This window comes from Nocardiopsis coralliicola (genome assembly GCF_054779695.1).
The window spans coordinates 1-18,340 of record NZ_BAAGXT010000034.1; the positions used below are offsets into that span (position 1 = coordinate 1).

The 18,340-nt window shown below is 73.6% G+C and carries 15 protein-coding genes; 8 read left to right on the forward strand and 7 right to left on the reverse strand.

Features of this window, described 5'->3' with window-relative positions; genetic code table 11:
- The 4 genes from ACYVGT_RS20335 to ACYVGT_RS20350 all read right to left on the reverse strand — a co-directional run.
- Window positions 1-843 (reverse strand): AAA family ATPase (locus ACYVGT_RS20335; RefSeq protein ID WP_460860847.1); only part of this gene is annotated, 843 nt, incomplete at its 3' end.
- The gene (locus tag ACYVGT_RS20340) at window positions 843-1,994 is read right to left on the reverse strand and encodes an exonuclease SbcCD subunit D (protein ID WP_460860848.1); all 1,152 of its coding nucleotides are present in this window, start codon (window positions 1,992-1,994) and stop codon (window positions 843-845) included. The genes ACYVGT_RS20340 and ACYVGT_RS20335, both read right to left, overlap by 1 nt.
- Window positions 1,995-2,084: 90 nt before the next feature.
- Window positions 2,085-2,762 carry an O-methyltransferase gene (locus ACYVGT_RS20345; protein ID WP_460860851.1) on the reverse strand — a complete coding sequence of 226 codons (678 nt, stop codon included), beginning with the start codon at window positions 2,760-2,762 and terminating at the stop codon, window positions 2,085-2,087.
- Window positions 2,763-2,802: 40 nt separating this feature from the next.
- Window positions 2,803-3,516: a metal-dependent hydrolase gene (locus ACYVGT_RS20350; RefSeq protein ID WP_460860853.1), complete on the reverse strand. Its 714-nt coding sequence runs from the start codon at window positions 3,514-3,516 to the stop codon at window positions 2,803-2,805.
- A gap of 301 nt (window positions 3,517-3,817) precedes the next feature.
- Here ACYVGT_RS20350 and ACYVGT_RS20355 point away from each other — a divergent pair, with 301 nt between their 5' ends.
- From ACYVGT_RS20355 to ACYVGT_RS20375, 5 genes are all read left to right on the forward strand, one after another.
- Window positions 3,818-5,650 carry an ABC transporter substrate-binding protein gene (locus ACYVGT_RS20355; protein WP_460860855.1) on the forward strand — a complete coding sequence of 611 codons (1,833 nt, stop codon included), beginning with the start codon at window positions 3,818-3,820 and terminating at the stop codon, window positions 5,648-5,650.
- A 102-nt stretch (window positions 5,651-5,752) separates the two neighbouring features.
- Entirely contained in the window at window positions 5,753-6,847 is a 1,095-nt protein-coding gene (locus ACYVGT_RS20360; protein WP_460860857.1) for an ABC transporter permease, read from the forward strand.
- On the forward strand, window positions 6,844-7,752 hold the full coding sequence (locus ACYVGT_RS20365; protein ID WP_460860859.1) for an ABC transporter permease: 909 nt from the start codon (window positions 6,844-6,846) through the stop codon (window positions 7,750-7,752). Before ACYVGT_RS20360 ends, ACYVGT_RS20365 begins: the two co-directional genes overlap by 4 nt.
- Window positions 7,749-8,876 carry an ABC transporter ATP-binding protein gene (locus ACYVGT_RS20370; protein ID WP_460860861.1) on the forward strand — a complete coding sequence of 376 codons (1,128 nt, stop codon included), beginning with the start codon at window positions 7,749-7,751 and terminating at the stop codon, window positions 8,874-8,876. The genes ACYVGT_RS20365 and ACYVGT_RS20370 overlap by 4 nt, the downstream gene beginning before the upstream one ends.
- A gap of 35 nt (window positions 8,877-8,911) precedes the next feature.
- The gene (locus ACYVGT_RS20375; protein ID WP_460860947.1) at window positions 8,912-9,904 is read left to right on the forward strand and encodes an ABC transporter ATP-binding protein; all 993 of its coding nucleotides are present in this window, start codon (window positions 8,912-8,914) and stop codon (window positions 9,902-9,904) included.
- Window positions 9,905-9,984: 80 nt separating this feature from the next.
- On the opposite strand, the gene ACYVGT_RS20380 is transcribed toward ACYVGT_RS20375, so the two are convergent.
- The gene (locus ACYVGT_RS20380; protein ID WP_460860863.1) at window positions 9,985-10,860 is read right to left on the reverse strand and encodes a diacylglycerol/lipid kinase family protein; all 876 of its coding nucleotides are present in this window, start codon (window positions 10,858-10,860) and stop codon (window positions 9,985-9,987) included.
- A gap of 2,161 nt (window positions 10,861-13,021) precedes the next feature.
- Window positions 13,022-14,941: an endonuclease/exonuclease/phosphatase family protein gene (locus ACYVGT_RS20385; RefSeq protein ID WP_460860866.1), complete on the reverse strand. Its 1,920-nt coding sequence runs from the start codon at window positions 14,939-14,941 to the stop codon at window positions 13,022-13,024.
- A gap of 600 nt (window positions 14,942-15,541) precedes the next feature.
- On the opposite strand from ACYVGT_RS20385, the gene ACYVGT_RS20390 reads away from it, so the two are divergent.
- The gene (locus tag ACYVGT_RS20390) at window positions 15,542-16,129 is read left to right on the forward strand and encodes a hypothetical protein (RefSeq protein WP_460860868.1); all 588 of its coding nucleotides are present in this window, start codon (window positions 15,542-15,544) and stop codon (window positions 16,127-16,129) included.
- Window positions 16,130-16,162: 33 nt separating this feature from the next.
- Here the strand turns inward: ACYVGT_RS20390 and ACYVGT_RS20395 are convergent, their stop codons facing one another.
- Entirely contained in the window at window positions 16,163-16,369 is a 207-nt protein-coding gene (locus tag ACYVGT_RS20395) for a hypothetical protein (RefSeq protein WP_460860871.1), read from the reverse strand.
- Between the two features lie 88 nt (window positions 16,370-16,457).
- Between ACYVGT_RS20395 and map the strand changes: the two genes are divergently transcribed.
- On the forward strand, window positions 16,458-17,309 hold the full coding sequence (gene map, locus ACYVGT_RS20400; protein ID WP_460860873.1) for a type I methionyl aminopeptidase: 852 nt from the start codon (window positions 16,458-16,460) through the stop codon (window positions 17,307-17,309).
- A gap of 132 nt (window positions 17,310-17,441) precedes the next feature.
- The gene (locus ACYVGT_RS20405; protein WP_460860875.1) at window positions 17,442-18,275 is read left to right on the forward strand and encodes a M55 family metallopeptidase; all 834 of its coding nucleotides are present in this window, start codon (window positions 17,442-17,444) and stop codon (window positions 18,273-18,275) included.
- Window positions 18,276-18,340 lie beyond the last annotated feature (65 nt).

Below are 18,340 nucleotides of genomic sequence, written 5' to 3' on the forward strand. Positions count from 1 at the left end.
GACGGAGCGCGCCCGCTCCTCGGCGGTGCGCACGGCCAGCCGGTCGGCGGCGGCGGGGGCCGCCGCCGGCGCGGCATCCGCCGCATCGGCCGCCGTCACGGCGGCCAGTTCGGCGGCCCAGGGCAGCAGGGCATCGAGCCCTTCAGCCGACTCGGCGGCCTCGGCGGGCACCGCGGAGCGGCCCGCCTCGGCGAGCGCCTGCGCCTGGCGCAGCACCCCTTCCTCTGCCGCGGCGGCCTCCCGCCCGAGCGCCTTGGAGTGCTCCGCCAGCCACTTCTCGACCTGCGCGAACACCTCGGCATTGAAGATCCGCTGCAGCGCCTGGGCCCGCTCCTGGGCGCCGGCCCGCAGGAACCGCGCGAATTCGCCCTGCGGCAGCAGCACCACCTGGCAGAACTGGTCGCGGGTCAGCCCGACGGTGTCGGCGGCGAACAGGCCCGCCTCATCCAGCCGGCTGGTCACCGGCTCCCAGGCAGCGTTCCGGTACTCCGAGACGGCGACCTTCGCCTTCTCCTCGGTGGTGCCGCTGCCGCGCTTCTTCGGCCGCCGCCAGGACGGCGACCGGGTGAACCGCAGCCGGCGGCCGCGCACCGTCAGCTCCAGCTCCACCTCCGTGCGCACGCCGGGCCCCGCGTGCGTGCTGCGCGGCGATTTCGCCGCCTCCCGCACGCCCGGCACCTGGCCGTACAGCGCAAAGCAGACCGCGTCCAGCACCGAGGTCTTGCCGGCGCCGGTGGGACCGTGCACCAGGAACAAGCCGGCCGCGCCGAGCTGGTCGAAGTCGACCGACTCGCGGCCGGCGAAGGGGCCGAACGCCTGGACGGTGAGGTGGTGCAGCCGCATCAGGCCGACGCCTCCCCGATCCGCAGGTCCTCGAAGGCGGCGCGCACCAGGGCGCGCTCCGCGCCGGCCGCGGGTGCGCCGCGCGCCCAGTCGACGAAGTCCAGCACCCGGTCGGTCTCGGACCGGTCTGCGGTGCGCCGGGTCCAGGACGCGTCGGCGGCCGGCGGGCCGCCCTCGGGCGCGAACTCCAGGTTGAGCGCGTGCGGGAAGCGCTCGCGCAGCCGGTCCATCGGGAACGCGGGGCGCACCGGGTCGGTCAGGGTGACCTGCAGCCAGTGGCCGGTGTAGGGCTCCCAGGCGTCCCCGGTGAGCAGCGCGTCCAGCCGGCCGGCGATGCGCGCCACCGGGCGCTCGACCGGCGCTTCGACGAACTCGGCGTGCACCGCGCCGGACCCGTCCAGGTCGACCAGCCAGGAGCCCTTGACGTGGTGCTCCTCGGAGAAGGAGTAGGCGATCGGCGAGCCCGAGTACCGCACCCGGCCGCTCATCCGCTGCCGGCCGTGCAGGTGCCCGAGTGCCGCGTAGTCGACACCCTCGAAGAGGGCGGCGGGCACGTGCGCCGCGCCGCCGACGGAGATGTCGCGCTCGCTGTCGGACGGGGCGCCGCCGGTGACGAAGGCGTGCGCGAGCACCACCGAGCGGGTGCCCGCCGGGCGCGCGGCGAGGTCGGCGCGGACGAGGTCCATCGCGTGGCCGAGGACCGCGGGGTGGCCGCGGCCGTCCAGCCCCCAGTAGGGGCGGGCGAGATCGGGCTCCAGGTAGGGGATGCCGTAGAAGGCGACCGGGCCGTGCGCGTCCTCGGCGATGACGGGCGTGCCGACCCCGGCCAGCGCACTGCGCAGGTGGATGCCTGCCGCATCGATCAGGCCGGAGCCGTAGTCGAGCCGGGCCATCGAGTCGTGGTTGCCGCTGATCAGCACGGCGCGCGCACCGGTGGCGGCGATGCGGCGCAGCGCCTCGTCGAGCAGTCGGACGGCGTCCACCGGGGGCAGGGCGCGGTCGTAGAGGTCGCCGGCGACGGCGACCACGTCGACGCGCTCGGTGGCCACCGTCGCCACGAGGTGGTCGACGAACGCCGCCTGCGCACCGAGCAGGCCCTCCCGGTGGAACGACCGGCCCAGGTGCCAGTCAGAGGTGTGCAGGATCCGCATGGTCCGGGAGGTTACTCCAGTGCGGGCCGGTGCGGAGCACGTCCGAAGCGGTTGTGGACGGCTGCCGAAGCGGGGCGGCGCCTGCCGGGTTCAGAGCCCGGCGTGCCCGACCACCCGCGCCATGGTGAGGCCGTCGCCGACGGGCAGCAGTACGACCTCGGTGCGCGGGTCGGCCAGCGCGTGGTCGTTGAAGTCGCGGATGGCCTGGACCCGGCCGGACGTCTCGGCGGGGTCCACGACGCGGCCGTGCGAGAGCGTGTTGTCGACCAGCAGCACGCCGCCGGTGCGCATCCGCGGCACCACCTCGTCCCAGTAGCCGATGTAGCCCTCCTTGTCGGCGTCGATGAACGCCAGGTCGAACACCCGGTCCGCGGGCAGCGCGCGGAGGGTCTCCAGAGCCGGACCGATGCGCAGGTCGATGCGGTCCGCCACGCCGGCCCGCGCCCAGTAGCGCTGCGCGATGCCGGTCCACTCGGTGCTCACATCGCAGGCCAGCAGGGCGCCCGGCGCGTCCGGCAGCGCCCGGGCGGTGCACAGCGCCGAGTACCCGGTGAACGTGCCGACCTCCACGGCCCGCTGCGCGCCCAGCGCCGCCGCCAGCAGGTGCATGAACCGGCCCTGCTCGGGGCCGATCTGCATGCCCGCGCTCTCCGGGTAGGCGTGCGCCGTCTCCTCGGCCAGGTCGGTGAGGATCTGGTCGGCTGGCGTGCTGTGGGCGGTGAGGTAGTCCTGGATCTGCGGCGGGACGTTCTCTGAGGTACGCGTCATACCGGCAGCGTAGCCACGGGCGGACCGCAGGTCGGGGAGGCTACGCCTCGGGCAGCAGCGCGGGCCAGTCGAACAGGTAGAAGCTGTAGATGACGATCGCGATGGTCAGCGCTGGCGTGACGATGTTGCGCTCGACCTTGCCGTCGGCCTTGAACCCGTAGCCGCCGCCGATCCGGTACGACCAGAACGGCCAGAACAGCGGCACCCCCATGTGGGTGATCATGTCGCCGACGAAGTGCAGCAGGCAGCCGAACATCACCGCCGCGCCCATCCACGTGTAGTCGGTGCCCGCGCTGAACAGCGCCAGCGTGACGCCGGCCGTGGCGAGCGCGTTGATGATCTCCGCGGCGGTGCGGTTCTTGTCCAGCCCGAGGCCGAGCCCGTTGAACGCGATGCCGATCAGCAGGAACACGAAGATCTGCACGGCAAGTTCGGACCAGAGCGCGAGCCCCTGCGTGATGGCGCCCATGATCAGCATGAACAGCAGCGAGTGCGTACCGTTGCGGTGGCCGCCGAAGACCCAGTTCATGAATGAGCCGAGCACCTTGGTGACCGGCCCGTAGGTCTGGGTGATGGTGGCGCTCTTGTGGTCCAGGTCGGGGATGAGCGCGGCGCCGGCGCACACCAGCGCGCCCGCGATGATCTCGCCCGGGCCCATGTCGAAGGTGATGCCGAGCACCTCCGCCCCGTCCAGGAACGGAGTGATTGCCATCCATCCGACCACGCCGCTGAGAGCGTGAGAGTGCCCCATCATGAGCGGCACCGTAGCGGGTGCTGCGCTTTCCGGCGAATCGTGGCCGATTATGGCGTTTATGTTTCGCGGAATTCGCGTTCCGCAATGGGGCGGGTCCAGGCGGGGCCGCCCTGCCTGTCCACCCCGTGATCGTGAACATCCTGTGACGACGCGGGTGTAGGTCGTTGACGCTTTTCTGTGCACGCTGGTAGACAACTGACCGACCTGTGCGCCCGGCGTCGTCAATTCCGCGCTCAACCGGCGTCCCACGTGCGCACACTTCGATTCCGTGCCGCCTTTCCGGCGCTGTGAGGGGCCGCTGATGTCCACTCTGATCCCCCCGACCTCCCCGGCCAGACGGGGCCCGGCGGTGCGCACCGCAGCGTCCGCCGCCGCCCTCGCCCTGGCCGGTGCGCTGCTGCCCGCCGGCGCCGCTGCCGCCGACGAGGCGCGCGACTCCATGACGGTCGCCATCTCCCAGCCGGTCGACTCGCTCAGCCCGTTCCTCGCGCAGAACCTCATCTCCACGTCGATTTTCAAGATGACGTATGAGGGCCTGATCGGCTACGACGCCGAGACCAACGAGCCCCACCCGATGCTCGCGGAGTCCTGGGAGCCCTCCGACGACGGCCTCACCTGGACCTACACGCTCCGCGACGGGATGAAGTGGAGCGACGGCGAGGACATCACCGCCGAGGACGCCGCCTGGACCTTCACCACCATGATGGAGGACGAGGGCGCCGCCACCGCCAACGGCAACTACGTCGAGAACTTCGAGAAGGCCGAGGCGGTCGACGACCGCACCCTGGAGATCACGCTCGACGAGCCGCAGGCCACCATGCTCTCCATGGACGTGCCGATCCTCCCCGAGCACGTCTGGTCCGAGGTGGACGACTACGGGTCCTTCAACAACGACGAGGACTTCCCGCTGGTCTCCAGCGGGCCGTTCACCATCAGCGGCCACGAGGCCAACCAGTCGATCACCATCGAGGCCAACCCCGAGTACTACGGCGGCGCCCCGGAGTTCGACGAGGTCGTCTTCCGCTACTTCGCCGACCAGGACGCCCAGGTCGAGGCGCTGCGCAAGGGCGAGGTGGCACTGGTCTCCAACCTCACCCCCGCCCAGGCGGACTCGCTCAAGGGCACCGACGACATCGAGGTCAACCAGGCCACCGGCAAGCGGTTCCAGGCCTTCACCGTCAATCCGGGCGCCACGACCCAGGACGGCGAGGACTTCGGCGACGGCCACCCGGCGCTGGAGGACAAGACGCTGCGCCAGGCCATCATGAGGGCCATCGACAAGGACGAGCTGGTCGAGAAGGCCTACGGCGGCTACGCCGAGGCGGCCGAGGGCTACATCCCCGCCCGCTACACCGACTACTACTGGGAGCCGGAAGGCGGCGAGCGGCTCGACTTCGACCCCGAGGCCGCCAACGCGATGCTCGACGAGGCCGGGTACGAGCGCAACGGCGACGGCGTCCGGGAGTCCCCCGACGGCGACCCGCTCGAACTGCGCATGCACACCCACAACGACCGGCCGGACTACGTCGCCATGGCGCCGATCATCGCCGAGCGCCTCGGCGACATCGGCATCGAGGTGGAGAACGAGGAGGTCGACCCGGGAGTGCTCAGCGATGCGCTGGCCTCCGGCGAGTACGACCTCATCTGGACCGGCTGGTCGGTCAACCCCGACCCCGACTACGTGCTGGGCATCCACACCTGCGACGCCCTGCCGGAGGAGCCGGGGACGATGCGCGGCGACGCCTACTTCTGCAACGAGGAGTACGACAAGCTCTACGCCGAGCAGCTCGCCGCCTACGACGACCACGGCAAGCGCGCCGAGATCGTCAAGGAGATGCAGGCGATCCTCTACGACGAGGCTGTCGTCGACGTCCTCACCTACGCCGACGTGCTGGAAGGGCTGCGCACCGACCAGGTCGCGTCGATGCAGGCCCAGCCGGTGGAGGGCGGCAACTACTGGGGCCAGGACGGCCACTGGAGCTTCTCCTCGGCCGTGCCGGCCGAGGGCGGCGGCGGAGGCGGCCCCTCCGCCGGGCTCATCGCCGGCATCGCGGCGGCCGTGCTGGTCGTCGCCGGCGGCGCCGGCTACCTGGTGTTCCGCCGCCGCTCCTCGACGGCCGACGACCGCGAGTAGCCCGCAGGGCACTCCGGCAGCACACTGCGGCCGCCGCGGCGCACCCGCGCCGCGGCGGCCGCGCTCCCGCAGACCCGAGGCACCCCGGAGAGAGGGCCGCAGGTGACCGACGCCTCCGCAACCGAAGCCGACCCGCGCGGCGCGCCGCCCGATCCCGGGCCCGGCGCGGCGCCGGCCGCCGGCCCCGAGCAGCCCGTGCCGCCCGAGCAGGGGCGGACCGGTCGCGTGCTCCGCTACATCGGCGGCCGCGTGCTGACCGCACTGGTGTCGCTGTTCGCCGTCATGGTCACCTCGTTCTTCCTGTTCCGCATCCTGCCCGGCGATCCGGTCGCCGCGATGACCGAGGGCCGCGAGGTCAGCGTCGAGCAGATGGAGGCGCTGCGCCGCGAGTTCGGCCTCGACCAGCCGCTGTGGCAGCAGTTCCTCGACTACTGCGCCGGCATGCTCCGGTTCGACCTGGGCGTGTCCTACCAGTACCGGGAACCGGTGGCCGAGCTCGTCCTGGAGCGGATCGGCCCCACGGCGCTGCTCGCCGGCACCGGGACGCTGCTCGCCGCCCTGCTCGGCCTGGTACTGGGCACGCTGGCGGCCTGGCGCCGCGGCTCGCTCGCCGACCGTGTGAACTCCGGCCTGGCGCTGCTGCTCTGGTCGGTGCCCTCGTTCTGGCTCGGCCTGCTGCTCATCGTGCTGCTCGCCTCGGGCACCGGCTGGATCCCCGGCATCTTCCCGACCTCGGGCATGAGCACCGCCAACGGCCCCGGCGGGTTCGCCGGGGTCCTCGACGTCGCCCACCACATGGTGCTGCCGCTCGTCACCATGGTCGCCGTGGTCTACGCCCAGTACCTGATGATCATGCGCTCCTCGGTGCTGGACGAGATGGGCGAGGACTACCTGACCACGGCGCGCGCCAAGGGGCTGCGCGAATCCCTGGTGCTGCGCCGGCACGCCGTCCCCAACGCGCTGCTGCCCACCGTCACCCTGATCTTCCTCAACCTGGGGCGGGTGTTCGGCGGCGTCATCCTCATCGAGACCGTCTTCGCCTGGCCGGGGCTGGGATCGCTGTTCTACTCCGGCCTCACGGTGCCCGACCTCCCGCTGGTCCAGGCCCTGTTCGTCATCTTCGCGGGCGCGGTGATCATCATGAACCTGCTGGCCGACCTCGTCTACCCGCTGCTCGACCCGCGGGTGCGCACGTGAGCGCCGGGCAGGCGCCGTCCCGCCGCGCCGTCGTCCGGGCCCGGCGCGCCACCGCGCTGACCTCCTTCGCGCGCGCCTACGCCGCCAACAAGGCCGGCCTGATCGGACTGGGCGCACTCCTCCTGGCGGCGGCCATCGCGCTCTCCGCGCCGCTGTTCATCCCGCCCGAGGCGCTCAGCGTCACCGACGCCGCGGGCAGCCGGTTCGAGCCGCCCAGCGCCGAGTTCTGGCTGGGCACCGACACCTACGGCCGCTCGGTACTGGACCTGGTGCTGTGGGGTGCGCGGATCTCGCTCACCGTCGGCTTCCTCGCCGCGTTCACCTCGGTCGCGCTGGGCACCCTGATCGGCATCACCGCCGGCCACTTCGGCGGATTCGGCGCCAACGTGCTGATGCGCGTCACCGACTGGTTCATCGTGCTGCCGACGCTGGTCATGGCGATCGCGCTGGCCGCCGTGATGGAGCGCTCCACGCTCACCATCATCATCGCCATCGGCGTGACCGCGTGGCCCTCCACCGCCCGGATCGTGCGCGCCCAGACCCTGTCCGTGGAGGCGCGGCCCTACATCGAGCGGGCGCGTGCGCTCGGCGGCGGGCACGCGCACGTGATGCTCCGCCACGTCCTGCCCAACGTCATGCCGGTCGTCATCGCCCAGACCACGCTGCTGGTGGCCGAGGCGATCGTGATGGAGGCCACGCTGTCCTTCCTCGGTCTGGGCGCGCCCTCCTCGATCTCGTGGGGCGGCATCCTGCAGGAGGCGCGCGGCGCCGGCGCGATCAGCTCCGGCATGTGGTGGTACATGATCCCGCCGGGCATCGCCATCGCGCTGGTCGCCCTCTCCTTCACGCTGTGCGGCCGCGCACTCGAAGGCGTCTTCAACCCGCGGCTCCGGGAGCGCTCATGACCCTGCTCGAAGTCGAGGACCTCACCGTCGACTACCGGACGGCCGGCGGCACCGTGCCCGCGGTGCGCGGCGTGTCCTTCGCCCTGGACGCCGGCAGCAAGCTCGGTATGGCGGGCGAGTCCGGCTGCGGCAAGTCGACCGTCGCACTCGCGCTGCTGCGGCTGCTGCCCAAGACCGCCCGTATCGGCGGGCGCGTCCTGCTCGACGGCGAGGACGTGGCCGCCATGCGCTGGGGCCGCCTGCGGGCGGTGCGCTGGGCGGGGGCGTCCATCGTCTTCCAGGGCGCCATGCACTCGCTCAACGCGGTGCGCCGGGTCGGCGACCAGATCGCCGAGCCCATGCTGCTGCACGGCACCGCGCCGGCATCCGCCGTGCCCGGCAGAGTGGACGCACTGCTGGAGCAGGTCGGGCTGCCGGCGTGGCGGGCCCGGTCCTATCCGCACGAGCTGTCCGGCGGGCAGCGCCAGCGGGTGATGATTGCGATGGCGCTCGCCTGCGAACCGCAGCTCATCATCGCCGACGAACCGACAACCGCGCTGGACGTGATGATCCAGGCGCAGATCCTGCGGCTCATCGACGCGCTCGTCGCCGACCGCGGCATCGGGCTGCTGATGATCAGCCATGACCTGTCGGTGCTCGCCGACACCTGCGACCGGCTCGCCGTCATGTACGCGGGGCGGATCGTGGAGGAGGGGCCGGCCGCCGCGGTCGTCTCCGGTGCGCTGCACCCCTACACCGCCGCGCTCAGCGCGGCCTTCCCCACGATCGGCGACCCGGCGTCGCGGCGCGCGCCGCGCGGCCTGCCGGGCGACCCGCCCGACCCGGCGGAACTGCCGTCCGGCTGCTCGTTCCGCCCGCGCTGCCCGCTCGCCGAAGAGCGGTGCGCCCGGATCGACCCGGCGCTCCGCCCCGCCGGGCCGGTGTCCGGCGACGCGGCCGCCGACACGGCGGCCGCCGTGTCCGGGAGCGGCGACGGAGACCGCACGGCGGCCTGCGTCCTGGTCGGCCCGGATCCGGGAGACGCCGCGGGCGGGGACGGCGCCGGCGCAGACGCCGGTGCCGGGAGCGGCGCCGCAGCAGCGGGCTCCGCCCCGGGCGCCACCGACGCCGAGGAGGCACAGTGAGCACCGCAACCGGAACCGACAGCGCGGAGGCCGCAGTGGGAGGGGCCGCACCGGCGGTCGCCGCGCACGGCCTGGAGGTGGCCTTCACCGGGCGCGGCCGCGGCACGGCGCGCGCCGTCGACGGCGTCGACCTGGCCGTCGCGCCCGGAGAGATCGTCGCACTGGTCGGCGAATCGGGCTGCGGCAAGTCGACGCTGGCCCGCGCGCTGCTGGGCCTGGTGCGGCCGAGCGGGGGCGAAGTGCGCGTCGAGGGCGCCCCGCTGGCCTACAGCACCCGCGCGCTCAAGCGCCTGCGCCACCGGGTACAGCTGATCCAGCAGGACCCCAGCGGGTCGCTCAACCCACGGCACACCGTCTACGACGCCGTCGCCGAAGGGCTGCGCATCCACGAGGGCACGACCGCCGACGAGGAGCAGCGCGTCGCCGATGCGCTGGCCCGCGCGGGGCTGCGCCCGCCGGAGCGGTTCTTCCTGCGCTATCCGCACGAGCTCTCCGGCGGCCAGCGGCAGCGCGTCGTCATCGCCGGTGCGCTGGTGCTCGACCCGGACGTGCTGGTGGCCGACGAGCCGGTCGCCTCGCTGGACGCGTCGGTGCGCGGCGAGATCCTGGCGCTGCTGCTGCAGCTCCGCGACGACCTCGGGCTGTCCGCCCTGGTGGTGACGCACGACCTGGGCCTGGCCTGGAACATCGCCGACCGCGTCGCGGTCATGTACCTCGGTCGGATCGTGGAGTCGGGCACCGTCGAAGAGGTGCTGTCGGCTCCGCGCCACCCCTATACGCGCGCGCTCCTGTCGGTGCTGCCCGAGTCCGCCGCGGGCGGTCCGCCGCAGATCCTCACCGGCGAACCGCCGGACCCGACCCGTATCCCGTCCGGCTGCCGCTTCCACGCCCGCTGCCCGGTCCTCGCCTCCGGCGAAGCCGCCCGCGCCGGCGTCGACGACGCCTGCCGCAGCACCGACCTCCCCCTGCTGCCGGGAGCGGGCCCGCATGCCGCGGCCTGCCACTACGCCAACGCCGCCCAGGACTGACGGGAGCGGCCCGGCGGCGTGCCGCCGGGCCGGGGGCTGGCCGCGGCGGCGTGCCGTCGGGCCGAGGGCTGGCCGGCGGCTCAGCCTGCCGGCGGGGCGAGGACGCTCCAGGCGCCGGGGAGGACCCGCCAGGTGCGGTGCCGGACGCCCCGGTCTACTTCGCCGTCGGCGCTGACGTTGGCCGGCTCGGTGCGGATGGTGATGACGCGGGCGCTGATGTGCCGGACGTCGGGATGGGCGATGTGGCGGCCGACCGCCAGGGACAGCGCGTAGCGGGCGCGCCTGCGGAAGCTCAGCGCGCGGGACACGACGAGGTCGATGCGCCCGTCGTCGAGCCGGCTGCGCGGCGACACTTCGGCACCGCCGCCGATGAACCGGCCGTTGGCGACCGCCGCCATCAGCACCCGCCGGTCCTTGAGCACCGTCTGCCCGTCAGCGGCGACGCGCATCCGGTGGCCGCGGGACCGCAGCCCGGCCAGCAGGCTTCCGGCCGGGTACCCCGCCGCTCCGATGGCGGCCTTGAGGTTCTCCGCCGCCAGCGTGGAGTCGGCGCCCGCACCGAGGTGCACGGCGTTGACGACGATCGCGCCGGTGTCGTCCTCGATCAGGTCCAGCGGCCGGGGAGCATACCCGGACAGCGCCTCGGCGGCCGCAACCGGATCGGCCGGCAGCCCCAGACTGCGGGCGAAGTCGTTGCCGGTGCCCATCGGCACCAGGCCGACGGTCCGCCCCGCCAGCTCGCCCCGGCGGTGCAGCGCGCCGACAACCGCGTGCAGCGACCCGTCGCCGCCGGCCACCACCACGGTCCCGTCGTCCGCAACCTCGTCCAAGGCGGCTTCGAGGGCGCCGGCATCGCCGCACGGCCGCACCCGCGCCGCGGGCCCCAGCGCCCGCGCGACCGCGTCGACCCGGTCGCCGCCGGTCCCGCCGGCGCCCTCGCCGGTAATAACGAGCATGTCCCCCTGCTTCCCGCCTGACCTGCCCTCAGCGGACCGAGCCTATGCCCGCAGCGGACAAAAGGTACCGCCAGCGGTCGTGCTGCGCTGTTCCGCTGCTGCAGGGGCCCGTGCGCGATCAGAGTTCCTGCCGGTCGCGGGTCGGGCTCCAGGGGTCACAGCAGGGGCGGTCTCGCCGGCCGCCGTTTCTGCTCTGTCCGCCCGCTGCAGAGCGGGTGTGCGGTCAGAGTTGGCACTGGCCGCGGGGCAAGCGTGGATCGGGGCCGCAGTCTCTCGCGCCTCTGGAGCCGGCTGTCCGGTCCTTCACTGCGTCGGATAGGCGGAAAGCGGCGGCGACGGCGCAACTGGGCGGGCCTCGGATTGGCGGCGGGGCGGCAGGTTTGCTGCGGGGCCGGGCTCCAGGCATCACAGCATGGGCGGCTTCGCCGGCAGTCTTCCTGCTCTGTCTCGCCCTCGCCACTGCGGAGCCGTGTGCGGCCAGGGGCGGTGGTGATCGCTGGGCGGGGGCGGTTGAGACCGCAGGCTCCCGCGCCTCGGCGGCCGTCGGACGGATGTCCAGTGCGTCGGAAAAGCCAAAAGCGGCGGCGACGGCGAGGGTGGGCTGGCCCTCGGGTCGGCGGCCGGGCGCGGGCCCGTCGCGGGGCGGGTGTGGCTGCAGGGGCGGGAGAGGTTGCGGGCTCCGCGCGGGGGCAGCCGAGTGGCGGTCTGGTCAGCGCGTCGGACAAACCAAGGACGGCAGCGACGGCGAGGGTGGCCGGGGCCGCGGGTCGGCGGCAGAGCGCGGGCTGGCCACAGGGCGGGGCCGCGGGGCGCGAGGGGCGGGTGTGACTGGTGTGAATAGTGGGGTTGCGGGGTCGACGACTGGCGGGCCGGGCAAGCGCGGGTGGTTCGCGAACCCTTGGTAACACCCCATGGGCGCCACGACTCGCGCCTTTTCAGCGGCAAATCCGCGCAGAATCGAGAGGTGCGGTTCTTCCGGGGCCCGTTTCCGGGGCTACTTTCACTCTGCGTGGCGACATAGGGGGCGAAACCGGGCGTCAGTCGCCGTCAGGGAGCGGGTGTCCGGTTTGGGGGCCCATGCGTGGGAGCACGCCGTGTTCCTTTTCGGGGGGCGGCGAGATCACTCCTGCATCAAATCACCCAAAGTGGGGCATCTTTCCGCCGCGGTTGCCGCCTTTTCGCCGATCGGGCCGCGGAAAAGGCGGATGTGCGGGAATCGGACACCGCAACGCTGCGTGACCTCGTGTTTGTGCAGGTCGGTGGGGCGTGGAATCGGGCTCTGCGTGCAGGGACCGTAGGGGGAGGGCCCCTTCTGATTGGGCGGAGTTGCAGGGGGTCCGCTGCAGTGTCCGTTCTCCTGCCATTTGTCCCCAGTCCTCGCCCCGCGACCGGCCCGCCACCCGGCCGGTAACTCGGCGCCCCTCGCGGCCTCGCCGCCGCTGCCGCACTGCGCTTGTCCGACGCACTGAACACCGGAAAGCCGGCCGCAGGGAAGCGGGAGCCTAGGGTCTCCCCGCCCCCGCCCCCGCCCGCGAAGAGCAGAAACTCTGGTCGCACACGAGTCTCGAAGCTGCGGGACAGGGCGGGAGGGCTGTCAGCGAAGCCGTCCTTGTCTTGAAGCACTGCGCCTTGTTATGTGATCAGCCCGCCACCTGGCCACCCGCCGGCGCCCCTCGCGGCCTCGCCGCCGCTGCCGCATTGCGCTTGTCCGACGCACTGAACACCAGTGAGTCGGCTGAAGGGATGCGGGAGCCTTCGGTCTCGTCCGCGCCCGCGCCGCGAACAGCAGTAACTCTGGCCGCACACCGGCTCCGAAGCGGTGTGCGGCCAGAGCGGAAAAGGCTGTCGGCGAAGCCCTCCTTGACTGCGTTGCCGTGAGCCCCGCCTGCGGCCATCCGACTCCCGGCCGACCAACCCGAGGCTCCCTCCCGGCCTCGCCGCCGCTGCCCCTTGCGCTCGCCCGGCGCACTGAACACCGGTCGGTCGGCCGCAGCGGGGCGGGAGCCTGAGGTCGTACCCGCCTCCCGCCCCCGCCCCGCCGCCGGCGGAAACTCCGGCCGCGCAGCAGCCCCGGGCGGTGGGGCAGGGGGAGAACCCGTCGGCGAAGCCGTCCTTTCCGGCGGGGAGGACGGCCCCCCCGGGGTGCGGGGCCGGCGCCGGGTCAGGAGCCGGTGGGGAAGCGGAAGACCTGGGGGTCGTGGTCGCTGACCTGGTCGTGGAATTCGGCGTTGATGCGCACGACCTCGTAGCTGGAGCCGGCGGTCAGCGACGAGGAGGCCAGGATGGCGTCGAGGGACTGGGAGTTGCCGTCGAAGACGTAGTTGTACCGCTCTTCGGCGGGGAGGTCCTCCATCGGGTTGTGCAGGGCGCCGTCGGCGGTCAGCGTGTCGAGGGTGGGGGAGAACCAGAAGTCGTTCAGGTCGCCCAGCACGAGGAGGCGCGCTTCGGGGTCGGCGGAGAGCAGGTCGTCGGCGAAGGTGCGCACCGCAGCGGCCTGCTCGAGGCGCTGCGGCTCGGTGGTGCGCTCCGGCGGCTGCCGCACGCCGTGCAGCGGCTCGTCGCCGCCCTTGGAACTGAAGTGGTTGGTCACCGCGAAGACCGTCTCGCCACCCACCCGGAACTCGGCGGCGAGCGGCTTGCGGGTCTCCTCCCACGCGGGGTCGCCCGGAGCGATCCGGGCCGGCGAGGCGCTCAGCTGCGGGCCGTCCGCGCCGTCCACGACCTCCACCGGCGTCGTGGCGTCGCCGCCGGCCCGGTCGACGAACTCCGCGCGCTCCGGGTCGAACAGGAAGGCGTTGCGGATGTTGCCGCCGGGCTGCCCGCCGTCGGCGCCGTCCTCGGGGTCGATCTGGCGCCACTCGTAGCGGGGGCCGCCCGCCGCCTCGATCGCCGCCGTCAGCCGCTCCAGCGTGCGCTCCGGCGAGACCGTCCCGTCGTCGGCCGGGCCGCTGTCGTCCTGCACCTCCTCCAGTCCGACGATCGCCGGTGCGCCGAGGGCGTCGGCGATGCCCGCGCCGAGCCGGTCGAAGTCCTCCTGCGGCGTCTCGGCGTCGGACAGATTCTCCACGTTGTAGCTGGCCACCGCCGTTTCGCCCGCCCCCGCGGGTTCGGCGCGGCCCGGCTCCAGCCCGCCCCCGGTGTGTGCGCCCAGCTCGGTGGCCTGCACCGTGTAGCCGCCGAAGCCGCTGTAGGAGAGCGGCCCCCGGGTGGTGCCCGCGAGGGTGTCGCCGACATCGGCCTCCGGGAACGGCTGCTCCTCGTACGGGATCAGCGACTCCACCTTCACCCGGCCCTGGTTGGGCTCGTCGTAGGAGTTGTAGGCCGTGCCGCCGCTGGGTGTGCGGTTCTGCTCCGGCTCGGTGGTCACCCACAGCGCGCCGTAGGCGTCAGTCGGGCCGACGACGGGAGCGTCGTCGATCCGGACGTCCATGTGCTCGTGCGCCGCGTAGAAGTCAAGCGCATAGCGGTCCGGCTCCAGTTCCCGGCCGCTGATGTCGTCCCCCTGCGGCGCGTACTCCTCCGGGACCGTGCCCTGCTCCAGCAGCACCGGGTCGGGGAGCTCCGCGCCCGAGCCGGTCGCCTCCCAGGTCGCCGACGACAGCTGGGTCACTGTCTGCGCGCCCTCGGCCGGCCGGTACTCCTCGACGGTGCCCGACACATCCACGGTGTCGCCGGGCGCGACGTCCGGCGTCTCCCCGCCGGTGAAGACGAAGAGCGCCTCGCTGGTGCGCGGATCGCCGTCGCCCTCGGTGTCGGCGAACCAGAACCCGCGGGCCGAACCGAACGCCTGGACCGCCGTCACCACTCCGGGCAGCGCCTCGACCTCGTGCCCCGCATACGGCGAGACCCGGGTCGTGCCCTGCACGTCGTGGATGCGCAGGCCGTCCGCGGCGGCCGGGACCGCCGCGCCGGCGGCAGCCGCGGCCAGTGCCGCGGCAACGGCGCCGGCCCGCAGCACGGGCCGCCCGGCGCAGCGGCGGACCAGGCCCGCGGTGGCCGGCGGCGGCAGCCGGCGGTGCAGGCCCTGCAGGCTGTGCGGGAGAAGGGGATTGAGCGGGCGGAGGGGGAGTAGCGCCCGCAAGGGGCGGAGGGGGCGGTGCGAGCGGGACACGCGGCGGCCTTTCTCCAGGGGGTCGGCTCCGTCCGGAACGCCCCGCGCGAAAGGCCCGCGCGGACCGGACCCGGACCGTGCCGCCCGATCATGCCCCAGCCGCGTTACCGCGCGGTAGACCCGGATCGAACGCGCCGCTGCGCCGCGCCGGCCGCGGCCCGCGAGCCACCGGACGACCGCGCTGCCGGTCCGACGGAGACGCCGGCCGGGCTCCCCGGCTGCCGCCGGCTCCGCCGGAGCTGTCCCGCCGACCGGAGGGTGCGGCTCGCACCCCGGCCGTGCACCGGGCCGGCCGCACGGGCAGCGCCGCTACGGGGAGCTCAGCCGGCAGCGGACCGGGTCTGCGCAGAGTCGCCTCGGCCCGGACACCCGCACCGGACAGCCGCCTGCGCTTCGGCCGTACCACCGGGCCGCGCACGGACCGGCCCCGCGGCAGCTCCCGCCGCACCCCTCCGCTGCGCAGCCGGGCGGTGCGGTACCGGGGCAGCCCCAGGCAGCCGGGAGCGGGCAGCAGCGGCGGGATCTGCGGAGGGGCTGCGCAGCACCGCCGCGGTAGGGCACCATGTCCGTGTGGAAGCCCGCGACGTCGAACTCCTGCGCGACGTGCTCGCCACGACACCGTGGCTTGAGCGCGCCGACGACCTCGCCCGCGCGCTGCGCACGACCCGCAGCGGGGGCCTGATGCTGCTCGGCACCCCGTCCGAGGAGCCGTGGCACCTCGCCGCGCACCTCGACGACGAGGCGCGCTACGCCAACCTGCCGCAGCTCGCGCCGAGCCTGGTGCGCTGGTCGCCGCCGCCCGGCGCGCCGCCGCACCTGTCCATCGGACTCGACCGGATCACCGAGGCGTCCCGCGGCCACACGCTCTTCGTCGTCAACGACGCGCCGGCGGCGCCCGTCCCGCTGCTGGAGCGGGTCGACGACGCGCGCCGCTCCGGCGCCACCGTCCTCTCCCTCGACCAGGGCGACGACGAGCTCACCGCGCTCGCACACGAGGCCGTCGAGCTGGACCCGGACCGGGCCCCGGTCGGATTCGACGGGTTCCAGCACCTGGTCAGCACCGCCGCCGGCCGCGCCGAGGAACGCGGCCGGGCCGGCCTGAAGTACCGCCTCTCCCGCTTCCTCGACCTGGTCAGCGGGCCCCGCATCGCCGAGTAGCGGCGGCTGCGGGCCGGGGCGGTCCACCCCGTTTCAGCGTTCGGCGCTGTCGTCCCCGCCGTCGTCCCAGGCCTCGTTCCGCTCGGCCACCGTCTGCAGCGCCTGGGCGGCCGACTGCTCGTCGGCATAGGGGCCCAGCCGGTACTTGTTCGGGCACCCCGCGCCGCGCTCGACCGCGTCGTGCTTGAGGCAGTACCACCAGCGCTGGTCGTCGGGGAGGTCCATGGGGTTCACCGTCATCGCTGCTCTCCCAAAGGTGCTCGGACACGTGGTCGGACGGCATTCTCGCCCGGCTCCTACCCTCTTGGCGAGGCCATAGACTCAGGCCATGACCACTCCGCTCGCCCCGGGGCGCATCTCGCCCCAGCGCTCCGTCCCCGCCCACATCGAACGGCCGGAGTACGTCGGCCGCAAGCGGGCCGCCGAAGGACTCCTCGGCGATGTGCAGACGCCGGAGACGATCGCCGCGATGCGCGAGGCGGGCCGGATCGCCGCGCAGGCGCTGGAAGAGGTCGGCCGCAACATCCGGCCCGGCGTCACCACCGACGAGCTCGACCGGATCGGCCACGAGTTCCTCCTCGACCACGGCGCCTACCCGAGCACGCTCGGCTACAAGGGCTACCCGAAGTCGCTCTGCTCGTCGCTGAACGAGGTCATCTGCCACGGAATCCCGGACGACACGGCGGTCTCCGACGGCGACATCGTCAACATCGACATCACCGCCTACTACAAGGGCGTACACGGCGACACCAACGCCACCTTCCTGGCCGGCGACGTCTCCCAGGAGGCGCGGCTGCTCGTCGAGCGGACCCGCGAGGCCACCATGCGCGCCATCAAGGCGTGCCGCCCCGGCCGTGAGATCAACGTGGTCGGCCGGGTCATCGAGTCCTACGCCAAGCGCTTCGGCTACGGCGTGGTCCGCGACTTCACCGGCCACGGTGTCGGCCCGGAGTTCCACTCCGGACTGGTCGTGCCGCACTACGACGACCCGCGCGCCGACACCGTGATGGTGCCCGGCATGACGTTCACGATCGAGCCGATGATCACCCTCGGCGGCATCGGGTACGACGTGTGGGACGACGGGTGGACCGCGGTCACCTCCGACCGCTCCTGGACGGCGCAGTTCGAGCACACCCTCGTCATCACCGACGACGGCCACGAGATCCTCACCCTGCCCTGAGGCGGCCGGGAACGGCGTCCGAAGCGCCCCGGGGAGCCTCCGCGCCACCGCGGTCCGCCGCTCGCGGCGCCCGCCCACCGGCCGCCGCCAAGCCCTGGCGGCGCCCGGTGCGGGCGGGATATGGTCGCCCCCGTGAAGGTGCTGATCTCCGCAGACATGGAAGGCGCCACCGGCGTCACCTGGCCCGCCGACGTCGAACCCGGTACCGAGCAGTGGCAGCGCTGCCGGTCGATGTTCACCTCCGACGTGAACGCCGCCATCGCCGGCTTCCACGCGGGCGGTGCTGACCGGGTCGTGGTCAACGAAGCGCACGCGACGATGCGCAACCTGCTGCTGGAGCAGCTCGACGAGCGCGCCGAGATGATCACCGGCCGGCACAAGGACCTCTCGATGATCGAGGGCATCCAGTACGGCGGTGTCGACGCGGTCGCCTTCGTCGGCTACCACGCCGGCGCCGGCACCGAGGGCGTGCTCGCCCACACCTACCTGCCCAACTCCATCACCGGGGTATGGCTGGACGGCGAGCCCGCCAGCGAAGGCCGGCTCAACGCCTGCGTCGCCGCCGAGTACGGCGTCCCCGTCGTGCTGGTCACCGGCGACGACCGCGCCTGCGCCGACGCCGCCGGCTACGCGCCGCACGCGCAGACCGTGGCGGTCAAGGAGTACGTCTCCCGCTACGCCGCGCAGTGCCGCCCGCCCGGCCGCACCCACGCCGCGATCGCCGAGGCCGCCGAAGCCGCGGCTGCGCTGGCCGGCGCCGCCGATCCGGTCCCTGCCCGCGCGCACACCGTCGAGGTCGAGGTCGACGCCGCGCACCTGGCCGGCGCGGCCGCCATCGTGCCCGGTGTCGAGCAGGTCGCGCCGTGCCGGGTCCGGTTCAGCGGCGCATCCGGCTACGCGATGATCCGAGGCTTCAAGGCGGTCGTCACGCTGGTCTCCAACGCGGTGGAGAAGAACTACGGCTGAGCGGGAGCCGCTGCGGCGCCAGTGCGGACCGTTCGGCGCCCGCGGCCGCATCGACAGCACACCGA